Consider the following 15,085-nt stretch of genomic DNA (forward strand, 5'->3'; position numbering starts at 1 on the left):
CGCGCGGGGCTCGACGCCCTTGACAGACGCCGTGTTCGCGCGATGTTCTGCTCCGACGCTCGGGCCTTGACCCAGCGCGTCGAGACCAGCATGGCCCAGGGAAAGCTCACGCACCTCAAGATGCTCGAGGCCGAGAGCATCCACATTCTTCGCGAGGTCGTCGCGTGCTTCGAGCGACCCGTGATGCTCTACTCGATCGGCAAGGACAGCACGGTCCTCTTGCACCTCGCGCGGAAGGCGTTCCACCCCGCGAAGCTCCCGTTTCCGCTGCTCCACGTGGACACGACGTGGAAGTTCCGGGACATGTACGCCTATCGCGACGGCTACGTGAAGGGCGAGCTCGGGGTGGATCTCCTCGTGTACACGAACGAGGAGGGGCGGCGGGCCGGCGTGGGTCCGATCACGCACGGGAGCAAGGTGCACACCGACGTGATGAAGACGCAGGCGCTCAAGCTTGCGCTCGACAAATACGGGTTCGACGCGGCGTTCGGGGGCGCGCGGCGCGACGAGGAGAAATCACGCGCGAAGGAGCGTGTGTTTTCGTTTCGCGACAAGAACCACCGCTGGGACCCGAAGAACCAGCGGCCGGAGCTCTGGAACCTCTACAATACGGAGGTCCACAAGGGCGAGAGCATCCGGGTGTTTCCGCTGTCGAACTGGACCGAGCTCGACGTCTGGCAATACATCCACCAGGAAAAACTGCCGATCGTGCCGCTATATTTCGCGGCGCCGCGGCCGGTGGTGGAGCGCGACGGCGTGCTGCTCATGGTGGACGACGAGCGGCTGCCGCTGCGGCCGGGCGAGGTGCCGATGACGAAAAAGGTCCGGTTCCGGACGCTCGGCTGTTATCCGCTCTCGGGCGCGATCGAGAGTGAGGCGACGACGTTGCCCGAGATCATCCAGGAGATGCTCCTCGCGAGGCAGAGCGAGCGCCAGGGCCGGCTCATCGATTTCGATCAGTCGGGGAGCATGGAAGAAAAGAAGCGCGAAGGGTACTTCTGAGATGAGCCACGAAGAAGACCTCGCCCATACCGATATCGAGGCCTACCTCGCGCGGAACGAGCGGAAGGAGCTTTTGCGCTTCCTTACGTGCGGGAACGTAGACGACGGCAAGAGCACGCTGATCGGCAGGCTGCTGCACGATACGAAGGGCATTTACGAGGACCAGCTCGCGGCCGTCGCCAAGGACAGCAAGGTCTTCGGCACGCAGGGCGGCGCGCTCGACCTCGCGCTGCTCGTCGACGGGCTGAAGAGCGAGCGCGAGCAGGGGATCACGATCGACGTCGCGTATCGGTATTTTTCGACGTCGCGGCGCAAGTACATCATCGCGGATACGCCGGGCCACGAGCAATACACGCGCAACATGGCCACGGGCGCGAGCACGGCCGAGCTCGCGGTGATCCTGATCGACGCGCGCAAGGGCGTGACGACGCAGACGAAGCGTCACGCGTTCCTCACGAGCCTGCTCGGGATTCGCAAGGTCGTGGTGGCCGTGAACAAGATGGATCTCGTCGGGTATTCGCGGGAGGTCTTCGAGGAGATCCGGCGCGCCTACCTCGATTTCGCGGCGCTCTTGCCGGACCGGCATCACTGGTTCCTCCCGATGAGCGCGCTCGCGGGGGACAACGTGGTCGAGAAGAGCGCGGCCATGCCCTGGTTCGAGGGGGAGCCGCTGCTCGAATTGCTGGATACGGTGCCGCTCGACGAGGCGTCGAACACGGTGGACCTGCGCTTCCCCGTGCAATACGTGAACCGGCCGAGCCAGGAGTTCCGGGGATTTGCCGGGACGATCGCGTCGGGGGCGGTGCGGGTCGGCGACGAGGTGGTCTCGCTCCCGTCCGGGCGGACGAGCAAGGTCGCGCGGATCGTGGCGTGGGAGGGTGATCTCGCGGAGGCCGCGGCGCCGATGTCGGTGACGTTGACGCTCGAAGGCGAGATCGACGCGAGCCGTGGAGATGTCTTGTGTCACGCGGACAATCGGCCCCAGATTTCGACGCGCGTGCTCGCGATGCTCGTGTGGATGGACGAGCGGCCGATGGTGCCGGGGCGCGAATACTGGATCAAGCACGGGCCCTTGCGCACGCCGGGCAGCGTGACGCGGATCGTGCACCGCGTGGACGTGAACACGCTGGAGAAGAGCGACGCGCCGGCGCTCGCGTTGAACGAGATTGGGCGCGTGGAGCTACGCACGAGCCGGCCGCTTCTGTTCGACGCGTACACGAAGAACCGGGCGACGGGCGCGTTCGTCGTGATCGACCGCGTGACGAATGGAACCGTCGGCGCGGGGATGATCGTCGAGAGCGGGGAAGGGCGCTGGGACGATCCGGCGCAAGGCAGGCTCACGCGGGCGGAGAGCGCGGTCACGGGCGAGGAGCGGGAAAAACGGTATGGGCAGCAGCCCACGACGATCCTGATCACGGGGCTCGCGGGGTCCGGAAAAACCAGCGTGGCGCGGGAGGTCGAGCGCAGGCTTTTTGATCTCGGCCGCGCGGTGGTGGCGATCGACGGGCAATCGATGCGGCACGGGATGAACCGGGACCTCGGCTTCTCCGCGTCGGACCGCTCGGAGAACCTGCGCCGCTCGATGGAGGTCGCGAAGCTCCTGAACGACGCGGGCCTGCTTTGCGTGGCGTCGCTGGTCGCGCCGGAGGACGCGGTACGGCAGCGCGCGCGAGAGCTCGTGGGCCCGGAGCGGTTTTTCCTGGTGCACCTCGCCGCGCCGCTCGAATGGTGCCGCGAGGTCGATCGGAGCGGGATTTATCGGGATGCCGCCGCGGGCAACGTGTCGAACGTGCCGGGGCTCGATTTCCGGTACGAGCCGCCCGAGGATGCGGACCTCGTGCTGCCGAGCCATGAGTTGAGCGTGGCGGAATGCGCCGAGCGAATCGTGCGGGAGCTCGAGCGGCGAGGGCGCATCGTGTAGGTGCGTGGCACCACGTCGTCGGCGTTGACAGGCCTTGGGAATGTGTTCCGATGGCGTCATGCGTCGTGCGCCCGTCTACATCCTTTCCGCCGCCCTTTTCGCGCTGGCCGCCGGGCATGCCCCCACTGCGACGGCGACGAGCGGGTATTTCGTGTCGTCGTTCGAGTCCTCGAAGGTCACGCGGCACCGCACGCTGCTCGTTTTTTCCGCGCAGAAGACGACGGTCGTCGATCAGGTCGAGTTCGCGCCCGTCCCCGAATCGTTCGCGTGGGTCTTGCCGGTGCCGGCGTCGGCCACGATCGCTCTCTCCTCCGACGCGCTTTTCAACAATCTCGACGTGGTCACGGAGACCGTGATCACGCCACCGCCGTTCGTTTGTCCACCCTCGGACTGCGGCACGGGGGGCATGGGCGGCGCAGGGGGCGGGGGCGGTGGAATGCCCGCGGAGGTCGTTCCCGCGCGGGAGACGGTCGGGCCCTACAACATCGTCTCCCTGCAACCCGGCGACCCGCAAGCCCTCAAAGATTGGCTCGCAGCACACGGGTACGCCGTTGATGCCGGGACGGCGGCGCTCATCGATTCTCTCGCGACTGTGCAGGGATATGGCTTCGTCGCGCTGAGGATGGCCCCGTCTGCGAGCACGTTGGCGACGCGCCCGATTCGCGTCACGCTGCAAGGCTCGGTTCCCACGTTGCCGATGCGCTTCTCGCGGGCCGGTGCGCCGATGGCCCTGCCGACGCGGCTCTACGTCGTCGCCGGCGGCCGCGTCGATTCCCAGAACATGCCCTCGGTGACCGTTTCTTTGGACAACCTCCTTTGGAACTGGGACACGGGGACGAGCAACTACGCGTCGCTGCGACAGGATGCTTTCAACGTCGTCGGTGGGACGGGGTGGGTCGTCGAGCATGCCGCGCCTTTCCCGGTGAACACGTTCAAGAACGACATGCTCGCTTTGGCCACCTCGCAACCCGCGGCGAGCGGGTGGGGGATCGACGCGGCCGAGGCTTCGAGCGGCTGCACGGCCGACTTGGACGCGATTTTCGGGGGGCTCGACCCAAACGCGACCTGGGTGACGCGGTTTGAAGGAAACCTCGGGCCCGACGGCCTCATGACGGATCTCACCGTGGGCGTTTCGCCGAATCAAACCGCCGTGCCGAGCCCGATTGTGGTGAAGGAAGGCGCGACCGAGGGGACCCCGCCGGCATGCCCCGCGCCCTGTGGGACCGGCGGCATGGGCGGCATGGGCGGCATGGGCGGTATCGGCGGCATGGGCGGCATGGGCGGCATGGGGAGCAGCAGCGGCGGCACGGGTGGAATGCCGAGCGGAAACGGGGGGAGCGGCGGCATGGGGGGCAGCGGGGCAAACCCCGGGGTGTGTATCCCGGGCGAGCAGGTCGAATGCGCGTGTCCGGGTGGATCTCCGGGGGCGCAGGCCTGCAATCAGGACGGGACCGGATACGAGGCTTGCCAATGCATTGCGCCCGAGGAAAACAGCGGATGCGGCTGCAAGGCGGCCGGCGCCGGCGTGGGCTCGGCCGGCATGGCCCTCGGGTTCCTCGCGGTGGTCGGAGGCCTCTTCAGGCGCAGGCGGGCGGGCCGGTCGTAGACACGCGCTCCGGCTGCTCGCCAGCGGACCTCGTTCGCCTTATACACACGCCCCATGTCGACCGCCGTCCTCGTCTCCTGCCACGGCACCGTCTCCCGCACCGCCGACATCCCCGCGTTCCTGAACAACATCCGCCGGGGCCGCCCGACGCCGCCCGAGCTCCTCGCGGAGGTCACGCATCGGTTCGAGGCGATCGGCGGCTCGCCGCTCATGGCCATCACCGACGCGCAGGCGCGCGCGCTCGAAGCGCGGATCGGCATTCCGGTGGTCGTGTCGGGCCGGCTCTGGCATCCGTATCCGACCGAGGTCCTGCCTGGGCTCGTCGCGAAGGGCGTGCGGGCGCTCGTGTCGCTCCCGCTCGCGCCACAATCGGTCGACGTGTATCACGGGCCCGTCCGCGAGGCCGCCGCGAGCCATCCGGAGCTTTCCATCCGCGCGGTGCCCGCCTGGGGGATGGAGCCCGCGCTGATCGACGCGTTCGTCGAGACGATCGACGAGGCGCTCGCCGCCGTGCCCGAGGCGGAGCGGACGGCGGTGCCGATCGTCCTCTCGGCGCACAGCCTGCCGCGCCGGGTGATCGCCATGGGGGACAAGTACGAAGCACAATTCCGCGAAATGGCCGGCGCCGTGGCGGCGCGGCTCGAAGCACGTGGTTTTTCCACGCGTATCGCCTTCCAGAGCCAGGGCGCGAGCGCCGAGCCGTGGCTCGGGCCGGACCTCGCCGAGACGTTTGCCGCTCTCAGAGCCCAAGGTGCGAACGCGGTGCTCGTCGCGCCGATCGGGTTTCTCGCCGAGCACGTGGAGACGCTCTACGACCTCGACATCGAGGCGCCGACGATCGCCGCGAAGGCGGGGCTCGGGCGGTTCTACCGGGCCAAGGCGGTGTGCGACCGGCCGCGTTTCGTCGACGCGATCGAGGCCGTCGTGCGGCGGGAGCTCGACCGGTAGGGTTTGGCGGCGACAGCCACCCGGAAAATGTACCTGACGAACGGCATGGAACTTTGCATGCCTCCGTGCTGCAAGGGCTTGTCCCGCGTGCGGCTTCGCTGGTAGTTCTCGATCTGTCACGATCGGAGGCCCGCACAGATGGAACGCGAACGAACGTCCCTCTTCGCGCGTCGCGCCCTCGCGCTTCTCGGAGGCGCGGCCCTTGTCGGCACGACCTTGCTCGGACCCGAAGCCGCCGCCGGAGGCTCGGCGCCGCCCGACATTCGGGTGGTCGAGGTGAAAGGCAGCGACACGCCGAAGGTCGTGGCGAAGGCCGTGATCGATCAGCCGCCCGAGAAGGTGTGGCAGGTGGTCTCGGAGTGCGCGAGCTACAAGAAGCGCATGCCGCGCATCGAGGCGTCGAAGCTCGTCAAGCAGGACGGGAACAAGCACACCTGCGAGGTGACGATCGCGATGCCCTTCCCGCTCTCGAACCTGACGGCCGTGACCGAGGCCGTGCACGAGGTGAGCGACAAGGGGATGTCGCGGCGCTGGAAGCTCTTGCGCGGCGACTACAAGTTCAACGAGGGGAGCTGGGAGGTGAAGCCCCACGACGGCGGCAAGAAGAGCCTCCTCGTGTACACGGTGCACGCCGAGCCGAACACCGCCCTTCCCGGCTGGATCCGCGAAGCCGCACAGAAGAAGGCGATCCCGGAGCTGTTCGAGCGCGTCGGGGACGAAGCGGCGAAGCTGAAGTGAGCGTTGGGGGTACGGTAGGCAAACCGGGGGTTTGGGGGGCAGAGCGCAGCGTTAGCTGCGTGAGCCCCCCATCGCGAACCGGGAGTTTGGGGGGCAGAGCGCAGCGTTAGCTGCGTGAGCCCCCCATCGTGGAAGGCGCGAGAAGGGCGCATCGGCCGAGCAAACCTCGCTTCGGGTCGTGCAGCGCATCGCGCTCCGGCACGTCGTCTGCGGGGGCGAGCGCGAGGAAGCGGCGTTCTTCCAGGCGCAAGAGCGCCGTGTCGAGCGCGCTGCGTGATACCTCCGGCATGTGTGCGCGCAGCGCCGAGAGCGGAATGCCGCCGGAGGCGCGGTCGTCCGACTCCAGCGTGCCCATGGCGTCGAGGATCCTCGCTTCGGCGTAGGCCTCGGGGCCGAGCTGGCGCAACGAGACCACGCGCTCGATGTGCGACGCGAGCACCTCGAGGTCCGCGTCCTCCATCGTCCACACGAGGTCCGCGAGCGCGCGCGCCGTGCTCCGCGCATGCGAGGCCGCCGGGTTCGGCGCCGTGCGCTTCATGGAGAGGCGCGCGACAAACTGCTGCACACGTCCCCAGATCGAAGGCGAGGAGACCGGCGGCTCCTCGGAGGCCGGGACCGGGGTTTCGTCCCAGGAGGTCGCGGGTTCGTCCGCGCACATCGAGGTTTCCCAGCCGAGGTCGGCCCATGGGCCCGGGGCCCGGGGCTCGCCGAGGTGGGTAAAGCGTGCCGAGGGTAACGTCTTCCGATCGGACCGTATTGACAATTCGGCGAGGGCAGCGAGCGCCGCGTCGTCATCGTCGGAGTCGGCGAACGCCGCGGGGAGGACCGGCTCGGCGGGTTCGTCGTCGTCCCAGGCTTCCGCGTCGCCTCCGTATCGACCTTCTTCGTGCCCGAGCAGCGCAATCTCCCGTTCGTCCGGGCTCATGGCGCGGGTCGCGGGGCCGTCGCTCGACGCGACTTCGTCGGCGAAGAGCCCTTCCATCGCGCGCTTCGTGGGTGCGTCGTGGCGGGTGTCGGGCGACTCGTCGTGGAGGAAGGGGTCGATGGTCATGGCGTCGTACAGCGAGTTGGACGGGGCAAACCCCAGGAAGGTTTCACTGTCCCAAAGGCCGAGGCAACGAGACTCTTTCCGGCGTATGCACTTTTTGGTTTGGCCAGGTGCACAGAGCCGAGTTGATCGTGACCAGGGCGGTAGGACGGATCCGCCCTCCTGGGGCTTGCTCCTAAGGGAGGCCGGGCCGGCATGCGCCGATCAGACCTCCCCTGCTTTCCTACATGTGTTGAGAAGGCCATTCGTCCGAACGAAAGCGACGAGGCCGTTTTTTTTTTCGACGCGCGTGGGTTTCGTGCTCCAAACCACAGCGCGGTCGTGGGGCGGGAGGAGTAGGGAGAACTACTCGGAGCAGATGTACTGGAGCGGGCAGGACTCGGCGATGGCACAGGTGTCGCCGCACTCCTCGAAGCAGCTCACGCACTGCTGGTAGGCTGCGTCGCTCATGCAGGCGGCCTTGGCGGTGCGTTCGATGTCGCACTTGGTCTGGGCCTCCTCCTGCGAATAGCCGCCGCAGGCAGCGAGGACGAGGCCAAGGAAGGACGTGAGGACGATGGTTTGGAGGGCGCGTCGCATGATGATCTCCTTGGTAAGTGCGTTCGACCCCCTCATACCACGACCACGCGAAGCCACGCGCAGGCGTTCCGGCGGGTGGGCACTCGAGTTTCCACTTTGCTAGCCCGCGTACGCTGCAGGTCGGTATCTTCCCTCGCGCGGACGAGGTCTTACGGTACGCGGAGGGTGCGTCGAGGCATGGTCAAGCCGGAGGTTCGGGAGGAGTGGTCGCCGCTCCGGGCGGGGAGTCCGCATCTGTATCGCTTCGAGGCGCCGGACCTCTTCTTCAGTCGTACCCAGGGCGACGTCTCCGGCGCCGACCTGGCGCGCATGTTCGATCTCGTCGAGGAGTTCGCGGCGCGCGCGGGGAGGCGGCTATTCTGGATGGCAGACATCTCGCGGGTCGGGAAGCTGAGCGAGGAGGTCGGCAAGCTCGCCCTCGCGCGGGACCTCAAACCGTTCCTGCGCGGGGCGCTCATCTACGGGGGCAGCTTTCACCAGCGGCTCCTCGCGACCATGGTAACGAAGGCCCTGCACGTCCTGAAGCCGGAGCGGAGGACGGACAGGGTCGTCTTCTGCGCCACGGAGGCCGAAGCGAGGGCGGTCGTCGAGGAGCAGCGGCGTCTTCAAAACGCCGCGTCGTAGGGGCGTTCTGCGGCGGAGGCCGCATTCCTGCTTTGCTGGCCGGTCGTTGCGCAAGTCAGTATGTTTCCCGATGGGGCGAGGGTTCCCAGGTATGGGGGGGAGGATACGTCGAGGCATGGAGGCGCGGTGAAGGCAGAGTTGTCGGAGGATTGGTCGTCGCTCGGGGCGCATCGGTATCGATTCGAGGCGCCGGACCTCTTCATCGTTCGTGTCGTGGGTGACGTCAGCCTCTCCGATACGCAGACCATGTTCGAGAGGATCGAGGATCTGTCCGAGAAAGCAGGGCGGCCGATCTTCTGGCTCTCGGATATCTCGGGGCTCGGGCAGGTGACCCCGGCCGCCCGCAAGTTCCCCCTGAAGCTCGATCCCACGCGGTGGCTCCGGGCCACGGTCGTGTTCGGGGGCAACTTTCACCAGCGGCTCGTGGCGAACCTCGTGATGAAGGCGATCCCGCTCCTGCGTCCGAGTCGGCAAATGAGGCCCCTTTCCTTTTTCACCACCGAGGCCGAGGCGCGGGCGTACGTCGAGGAGGAGCGGCGCAGCGGGGGGCAGAACGTCGTGAGAGGCAACGAGCCATGAAGTTTTTCGTTTTGCAGAGCGGTGTCGGGTCGAGCCACGAGACGGCCTTTGCGCCGCTCGAACCCCAGTTCAAAGAGGGGCTCACGTGCCCGGCCTGCGGGCGTACGCTCACGGAAAAGGAATGGCTCCCGCCGCTCCGCGCCGAGCTTTTTGCGCGCGGCGAGGCGCCCGGGGACGTGGCGTTCGCGTCGGGTCTCGATTTGCTGATCTCCGAGCGTCTCCTCGACGCGTGGCGCGCGGAAAAGCTCTCGGGGCTGCACGGGCTGAAGGAGGTCGAGATCCGGAAGGTGCACCCGGAATCGGCCGCGCCGCATGCGCGGTATCACCTCGCGATGGCCGGCTACGGAATGACGCAGATCGACCCGAAGCGGAGCCACGTCGTGCGCGAGGGCGAACCCGATTGCCTGCAATGCATGGGCGGCGCCGAGGTCGTGCTGGTCGAGGGAATGACGATCGACGAGCCGACGTGGAGCGGCGAGGACGTCTTCGTGCCCTGGGGATTCAGCGGTTGCCTCGTGGCGACCGAGCGGGTGCTCGCCCTGCGTGACAAGTATGGCCTGACGAACGTGACGCTCGTGCCGACGGAGGCCTTCGCCTGGAAGCGACCTTGAGGAAGATCAGGGGGTCTTTTTCTCGCGCAGGAGCGCGACCATCGCCTCGGCGACGCCGGCCGCGGACGCCGGGTTTTGTCCCGTGACCAGGCGGCCATCCACCACCACCTGCTTTTGCCATTTCGGCGCGCCGACGAAGCGCCCGCCCCGCGCGACGAGGCGATCTTCGAGCAGGAAGGGCACCACGTTTTCGAGCTTCACCGCGCGCTCCTCCTCGTTCGTGAAGCCATTCACTTGCTTGCCGGCAACGAGGTACGCGCCATCCGAGAGGCGCACGTTCACGAGCGCCGCGGGGCCGTGGCAGACCGCCCCCACCACGCCACCCGCCTCGTAGATCCGCGCTGTGGCCTTCACGAAGCTCGGATCGTCCGGAAGATCCCACATGGCGCCGTGTCCTCCGGCGAAAAAGATGGCCGCGTAACGCGAGGGATCCACCGCGCTCGACGGCAAACTCTCGTGCAAGCGTCGCGTCACCTCGGGATCGTCGAGGAAGGCGGCGTTCACCGCGTCGTCGCGGTCGACGCCGTCGAGCGGGACACGCCCGCCGCGCACCGAGGCGAACTCGACGACGATACCCGCCCGGGCGAACACCGCGTACGGGTGCGCGATCTCGGGCAGGAAGGCGCCGGTGCTCTCGCCGGTATCGCCCTTCTTGTCGTGGCTGGTCATCGCGAGCAAAACAGGCTTCGTCACAGGGGCCTCCTTGGGTGCTGGTTTGTCGGGAACGACGTCCTTCGCGGTCGCGGAGGACGTGGCCGGTCCGCCGCACGCGGCGAGCAGGGCCGCGGCGAGCAGCCACACGGGCCGGGTGCGACCGGCGACCGGCCGATCCGTTTCGGGGTTCGACATGCCCCTCTTGATAATCGTCCCCGTGCGCGTCCGGTAGACGACCCCGCGTCGAAGCATTTGTACTATCGTGTTGAACGATGACGGCGCCGAGCCTCGCGGGCACGCTCCCCAACCTCGAAGCCTTTTGCCGCACGTACGAGACCGGCAGCTTCACCAAGGCCGCGCGTGTCCTCTCCGTCACCCCGCAGGCCACCAGCCGGAGCGTCGCCCGGCTCGAGCGCGCCCTCGGCGTCACGTTGTTCCGCAGGACCACGCGCAGCCTCGCGCCGACCGACGCGGCGCGCCGTTATTATGACCTCTGCGTGCAGGCCCTCTCGCTCCTCTCCACGGGCGAACGCGAGCTTGCCAGCGGAAAGAAGGCCGTGGAGGGGCGCGTGCGCATCAGCGTGCCCACCACGTACGGCCATCACCGCCTGCTGCCCTCCCTCGGCACATTTCGCGAGCGTTATCCCGGCATCGGCGTCGAGGTGAACGTCTCCAACCAGAACGTCGACTTCGTGCGTGACGGCTACGACCTCGCCATCCGGATGGGCGCCATCGACGACAAGACCCTCGTCGCGCGCAAGCTCGGCGATTTCGCGCTGGGCGTGTATGCGAGCCCCTCGTATCTCGCCCGCCACGGCGCGCCGCGCACGCCCGACGAGCTCGACGAGCATACCTGCGTGGCCTTCGTCATGCCGCGCTCGGGCCGCGTGCTCCCGTGGACGTTCATGCCCGCGCCGGAGAGGTTCGAGCCGGAGGCACCTTATCGATGCTCGGACGACGTGCTCGGCATCGTCACGCTCGCGCGCGCCGGGGTGGGGCTGGTGCAGGTGTACGACTTTCTGGTGGAGGACGAGGTGGCGCGCGGCACGCTCGTCGAGGTGCTCGGTTCTTTTCGCGGCAAGAGCCGCCCGTTTTCGCTGCTCTACCCGAAGAGCGTGGAGCCCTCGCGCCCGGTGCGCGCGCTCATCGATTACATCGTGGCGACGGCGCGTGAAGGGCGCGTGAGCCCTGGGGCGCTCGTGCCGACGGAGGCGCCCGCCCGAAAGCGTCCGTGAGGGGCGTCAGGCGACGTGGCGGCCGAGGGCGAGCTTTTCGAGCCGCTCGATGGCCGCGAGCACGGAGGGGGTTTCCGTGAGCAGTGCCGCCATGGGGTCGAAGATGCGCGCGACGCGGCGGGGAACCGTGCGGATGTCGAAGGCGCGCGGATCGAGGGTATCGTCGACCTCGTCCCAGGTGAGCGGCGTGGAGACGCGCGCGCCGGGGACCGCGCGCAGGGCGTAGGGGGCGACGATGGTGCGAGACGCGCCGGTTTGTCCGGTATCGACATATACGCGCGGGCCGCGGCGCTGCTTCGAGCGCTCCATGGTGGCGATGTCGGGGTGTCTGCGGACGAGCATGTGCCCGAGCAGATCGGCGAGCGCGCGCGCCGTCTCGTAGGAGATCGCGGGGCCGAGCGGGACGAAGACGTGCAGGCCCGACTGGCCGGAGGTCTTGGGAAAGCCCGTGAGGCCGATCTGTTTGAGCAGATCCTCGAGCGAGCGCGCGAGGGTGATGACGTTGGCGAAGGTCCCGCCGCTGACGTCGAGGTCGATGTTGAAGAAGTCGGCCTCTTCGAGGTGCGGGACGCGGGAGGCGATCACGTGAATGGGGATCGTGCCGAGGTTCGCGACGTAGAGGAGCGTGGCCTCGTCGCGGATGTGGAAGACTTCGAGGAGGTCCTCGCGCCCCGGCAGGCGGACGCGGAGCGTGGGCACCCAGGCGGGCAAGCCTGCAGGGACGTTCCATTGATAAAAAAATTTGCCGGTGATGCCGTCGGGATACCGCACGAGCATCACCGGCCGGTCGCCGAGGTGCGGCAGAAGGACGGGCGCGACGGCGGCGTAATATTCGGCGATGTCCTGCTTCGTGATGCCGTCCGCGGGGAAGAGGACCTTGTCGGGGTTGGCGACGGGGACCCGGGTCGGTTCATCCGCGGCGCCGCCCGTGTGGGTGGACTCCGCCGCGAGGCGTTCGATCTCGGCCTCCTCTCGATCCGCGTGCGGCGAGGCCACGCACTCCTCGGGCGCGACGTCGTCCCGGATCCCGCGAAACACCGGGAAACGGAGATTGCCGTCGTCGGTATACCCGGAAAAACGCACGGACACGACGAGCTCGGGGCGGACGTGGACGCGGCCGCGCGGCGCGGCGTTGTAAGGGCCACGCGCGGTGGGTTTGTCCGTGCGCAGGGGGGTGAGGCGCGCGAGCAGGGCTTCAATGGAACTTGCGTCGAGGCCGCTGCCGACCTTGCCGCGATAGCGCAGCTCGCCGGCCTCGTAGGCCGCGACGTCGAGCGCGCCGAGCCGGGCGCGGCCGCCTTCGCCGAGGGTATAACCGACGACGACGAAATCGTCGTCGCGCTCGCACTTGAGCTTGATCCAGTCGTACGAACGGGAGGGGCCGGGGCGATAGGGGGCGTCGCTGCGTTTGGCGACGAGGCCCTCCATTCGGCGCTCGCGGCAGAAATCGAAGAGCAGGGTGGGGTCGCCCTCGATCATGTCGAGGGTGCGGATTTCGCCGGGCGCGCGGACGAGGCTTTGCAAGAGCTCCTTGCGCGCGTGGAGCGGGAGGCGGCGCAGGTCGCGGTCACCGATCGCGAGCAGGTCGAAGACCACGAAAAGGACGGGGATTCGGGTCTCGGCGCGACGGATGTCGGCGCCTTTCGCGAGGTGGATGCGCTGAGCGAGGCGCTGGAAGCTCGGCTGGCCGGCCTGGTCGAGGGCGATGATCTCGCCGTCGAGGACGAGGCGGGCGGCGGGGAGCTTGTGGACGGCGCGCGCGACCTCGGGATAGACGCGCGAGACGTCGCGGAGGTTTCGCGACTGGAGGAGGACGTCCGCGCCGTTTTTCCGGGCAATGCAGCGGACGCCGTCCAGCTTGAGCTCGAAGATGTAGTTCGAGCCGAGCAAGCCCTTCGGCGCCGGGCTGGCGCGCATGGGGATCATGGTTGGCTCGATGGAACCGACGGGCGCGTCGAGGGCCGCGGCGCGCGCTTCGAGCTCCGAGGCGATGTCCGAGGCGTGGCCGAGCTCGCCGATGTCGAGGCCGGAGAGGACGGAGCGGGGTTTTTCCTGGACGATGTCGCCGCCGGGCGCCGCGAAGGCGTCGTGTTTTTTGAAGAGGAGCCAGTCCTTCTCGGAGTCCTTCAGCCGGACCAGGAGGAAGCGGCCGTGGAGCTTGTGGCCCGAAAGCTCGAACTCGAGTTTGCCCTTGCGTAACTGCTCCTCGGCGGGTTCGTCCAGGTACCGAACGCTGCCGGAGTCCCAGACGATCATGGGTCCGGCACCGTAATTGCCCTCGGGGATGACGTCCTCGAAATGGAGATATTCGAGGGGGTGCGGCTCGGTGCGGACGGCGAGGCGGCGCTCGCCCGGATTCAGCGTGGGTCCCTTGGGCACGGAGAAGCTCTCGAGCGCGCCGCCTACCTCGAGGCGCAGGTCGTAATGGCGGCGGCGAGCGTCGTGCAGGTGCACGACGTACGCGCCTTCCCGCGTCGCACCGGGCGAGCTCGAAGGGCCCCCGAAGGGCTCGGGGGTTTGCCCGGGATCACGCTTTTTCCGGTATGCATCGAGCTTGGCCTGTCCGTCCACAGGGGCCTCCGGGATCGTCCACGACCTTTGCAAGGATCGATGCGCATGGCTGCGCGATCCACGGGTACGGGGACCATCTCGTTTGGCCTGGTTTCCATTCCGGTCAAGATGTACACGGCCACGTCTTCCCACGGCGTCGGTTTTCACATGCTTCACAAGAAATGTGGGACGCGGGTCAAGCAACAATTGTTCTGTCCGTACGACCGCGAGGTGGTCGAGCGATCGGACACGATGCGGGGGTTCGAGTACGCGCGGGAGCAATACATCGAGGTGACCGATCAGGACCTCGACGCGGTGCGCGCCGAGCGGACGGACCGGATCGATATCGTGGAGTTCGTCCCGGCCGAGACCGTCGACCTGCTGTATATCGACAAGACGAATTACCTGGGCCCGGACAAGGGCGGCGCGCGGGCGTACAAGCTGCTCGCGGACGCGATGGAGCGGACGAAGACGTTTGCGGTCGGCCGGTATGGCGTCCGCGGCAAGGATCAGCTCGTCCTTTTGCGACCGTACAAGGGCGGGCTCCTCATGCACCAGGTGTATTACGCGGACGAGGTGCGGCCGTTCGAGGAGATCGCGCCGCCGGCCAAGGTGGATTTCCGGCCGCAAGAAGAGGACCTCGCGGACCGGCTCATCAGCGAGCTGTCGACCGACGCGTTCCACCCGGAGAACTACCACGACGAATACCAAGAGCGGCTGACGGAGCTCATCGAGAAGAAGGCGGCGGGGCAGGAGATCTCGCTGCCGCCGGCCGAGCCGCAGGCGCAGATCATCGATCTGTTCGAGGCGTTGAAGCAGAGCCTGTCCGCAAAACAAAAGGCCCCGGCCGCGGCCGCGCCGCAGGAAGCGGAGGAGGCCGCGGCCGAGGAGGCGCCTGCGGAGGAGCGCGCGCGTCCGTCGGTGAAGAAGGCCGCGCCGAGGCGCGCGCCGCGCGAGCGCGTGAGGAAAGCAGGATAACGGAGAGCGAGC

Annotated in this window: 14 protein-coding genes; 10 read left to right on the forward strand and 4 right to left on the reverse strand. The window is 67.9% G+C overall.

All coding sequences use genetic code 11. The features are described 5' to 3' along the window. The first annotated feature begins 66 nt into the window (after positions 1-66). The 5 genes from cysD to POL67_RS01310 all read left to right on the forward strand — a co-directional run bounded on the left by cysD (position 67) and on the right by POL67_RS01310 (position 6,215). On the forward strand, positions 67-1,002 hold the full coding sequence (cysD, locus tag POL67_RS01290; protein ID WP_276075308.1) for a sulfate adenylyltransferase subunit CysD: 936 nt from the start codon (positions 67-69) through the stop codon (positions 1,000-1,002). A gap of 1 nt (position 1,003) precedes the next feature. After that, positions 1,004-2,923 carry a sulfate adenylyltransferase subunit CysN gene (cysN, locus tag POL67_RS01295; RefSeq protein WP_271914684.1) on the forward strand — a complete coding sequence of 640 codons (1,920 nt, stop codon included), beginning with the start codon at positions 1,004-1,006 and terminating at the stop codon, positions 2,921-2,923. Between the two features lie 58 nt (positions 2,924-2,981). Then, positions 2,982-4,529: a DUF2330 domain-containing protein gene (locus tag POL67_RS01300; protein WP_271914687.1), complete on the forward strand. Its 1,548-nt coding sequence runs from the start codon at positions 2,982-2,984 to the stop codon at positions 4,527-4,529. Between the two features lie 54 nt (positions 4,530-4,583). Continuing rightward, complete coding sequence (hemH, locus tag POL67_RS01305; RefSeq protein WP_271914689.1) at positions 4,584-5,477, forward strand: ferrochelatase; 894 nt, start codon at positions 4,584-4,586, stop codon at positions 5,475-5,477. 138 nt (positions 5,478-5,615) lie between these two features. Further along, a complete protein-coding gene (locus tag POL67_RS01310; protein ID WP_271914690.1) occupies positions 5,616-6,215 on the forward strand; it encodes an SRPBCC family protein in 600 nt (199 codons plus the stop codon). 106 nt (positions 6,216-6,321) lie between these two features. Here the strand turns inward: POL67_RS01310 and POL67_RS01315 are convergent, their stop codons facing one another. Both POL67_RS01315 and POL67_RS01320 read right to left on the reverse strand, forming a co-directional pair. After that, positions 6,322-7,266 carry a hypothetical protein gene (locus tag POL67_RS01315; RefSeq protein WP_271914692.1) on the reverse strand — a complete coding sequence of 315 codons (945 nt, stop codon included), beginning with the start codon at positions 7,264-7,266 and terminating at the stop codon, positions 6,322-6,324. A 342-nt stretch (positions 7,267-7,608) separates the two neighbouring features. Beyond that, positions 7,609-7,842: a hypothetical protein gene (locus tag POL67_RS01320; RefSeq protein WP_271914693.1), complete on the reverse strand. Its 234-nt coding sequence runs from the start codon at positions 7,840-7,842 to the stop codon at positions 7,609-7,611. A gap of 177 nt (positions 7,843-8,019) precedes the next feature. On the opposite strand from POL67_RS01320, the gene POL67_RS01325 reads away from it, so the two are divergent. The 3 genes from POL67_RS01325 (at position 8,020) to POL67_RS01335 (ending at position 9,656) form a co-directional block, all read left to right on the forward strand. Beyond that, the gene (locus tag POL67_RS01325; RefSeq protein ID WP_271914696.1) at positions 8,020-8,466 is read left to right on the forward strand and encodes a hypothetical protein; all 447 of its coding nucleotides are present in this window, start codon (positions 8,020-8,022) and stop codon (positions 8,464-8,466) included. A 126-nt stretch (positions 8,467-8,592) separates the two neighbouring features. Beyond that, positions 8,593-9,045: an STAS/SEC14 domain-containing protein gene (locus tag POL67_RS01330; RefSeq protein ID WP_271914699.1), complete on the forward strand. Its 453-nt coding sequence runs from the start codon at positions 8,593-8,595 to the stop codon at positions 9,043-9,045. Further along, positions 9,042-9,656, forward strand: coding sequence for a hypothetical protein (locus POL67_RS01335; RefSeq protein WP_271914701.1), 615 nt, complete (start codon positions 9,042-9,044; stop codon positions 9,654-9,656). The genes POL67_RS01330 and POL67_RS01335 overlap by 4 nt, the downstream gene beginning before the upstream one ends. 6 nt (positions 9,657-9,662) lie before the next feature. Here the strand turns inward: POL67_RS01335 and POL67_RS01340 are convergent, their stop codons facing one another. After that, positions 9,663-10,505: a type 1 glutamine amidotransferase domain-containing protein gene (locus tag POL67_RS01340; protein WP_271914704.1), complete on the reverse strand. Its 843-nt coding sequence runs from the start codon at positions 10,503-10,505 to the stop codon at positions 9,663-9,665. Between the two features lie 77 nt (positions 10,506-10,582). Here POL67_RS01340 and POL67_RS01345 point away from each other — a divergent pair, with 77 nt between their 5' ends. Beyond that, complete coding sequence (locus tag POL67_RS01345; RefSeq protein ID WP_271914706.1) at positions 10,583-11,545, forward strand: LysR family transcriptional regulator; 963 nt, start codon at positions 10,583-10,585, stop codon at positions 11,543-11,545. Positions 11,546-11,551: 6 nt separating this feature from the next. On the opposite strand, the gene ligD is transcribed toward POL67_RS01345, so the two are convergent. Next, positions 11,552-14,116, reverse strand: a complete 2,565-nt coding sequence (gene ligD / locus POL67_RS01350; RefSeq protein ID WP_271914709.1) for a DNA ligase D — start codon at positions 14,114-14,116, stop codon at positions 11,552-11,554. Between the two features lie 45 nt (positions 14,117-14,161). Between ligD and ku the strand changes: the two genes are divergently transcribed. Beyond that, entirely contained in the window at positions 14,162-15,073 is a 912-nt protein-coding gene (gene ku, locus POL67_RS01355) for a non-homologous end joining protein Ku (RefSeq protein WP_271914711.1), read from the forward strand. Positions 15,074-15,085: the final 12 nt, after the last annotated feature.

This window comes from Polyangium mundeleinium, from assembly GCF_028369105.1.
GTDB lineage: Bacteria > Myxococcota_A > Polyangia > Polyangiales > Polyangiaceae > Polyangium > Polyangium mundeleinium.

Coding starts and splice junctions, on each gene's coding strand:
- hemH (WP_271914689.1), top strand. CDS start 4,584: ATGTCGACCGCCGTCCTCGTCTCCTGCCACGGCACCGTCTCCCGCACC.
- POL67_RS01325 (WP_271914696.1), top strand. CDS start 8,020: ATGGTCAAGCCGGAGGTTCGGGAGGAGTGGTCGCCGCTCCGGGCGGGG.
- POL67_RS01310 (WP_271914690.1), top strand. CDS start 5,616: ATGGAACGCGAACGAACGTCCCTCTTCGCGCGTCGCGCCCTCGCGCTT.
- POL67_RS01320 (WP_271914693.1), bottom strand. CDS start 7,842: ATGCGACGCGCCCTCCAAACCATCGTCCTCACGTCCTTCCTTGGCCTC.
- ku (WP_271914711.1), top strand. CDS start 14,162: ATGGCTGCGCGATCCACGGGTACGGGGACCATCTCGTTTGGCCTGGTT.
- POL67_RS01340 (WP_271914704.1), bottom strand. CDS start 10,505: ATGTCGAACCCCGAAACGGATCGGCCGGTCGCCGGTCGCACCCGGCCC.
- POL67_RS01315 (WP_271914692.1), bottom strand. CDS start 7,266: ATGACCATCGACCCCTTCCTCCACGACGAGTCGCCCGACACCCGCCAC.
- POL67_RS01335 (WP_271914701.1), top strand. CDS start 9,042: ATGAAGTTTTTCGTTTTGCAGAGCGGTGTCGGGTCGAGCCACGAGACG.
- POL67_RS01345 (WP_271914706.1), top strand. CDS start 10,583: ATGACGGCGCCGAGCCTCGCGGGCACGCTCCCCAACCTCGAAGCCTTT.
- cysN (WP_271914684.1), top strand. CDS start 1,004: ATGAGCCACGAAGAAGACCTCGCCCATACCGATATCGAGGCCTACCTC.
- POL67_RS01300 (WP_271914687.1), top strand. CDS start 2,982: ATGCGTCGTGCGCCCGTCTACATCCTTTCCGCCGCCCTTTTCGCGCTG.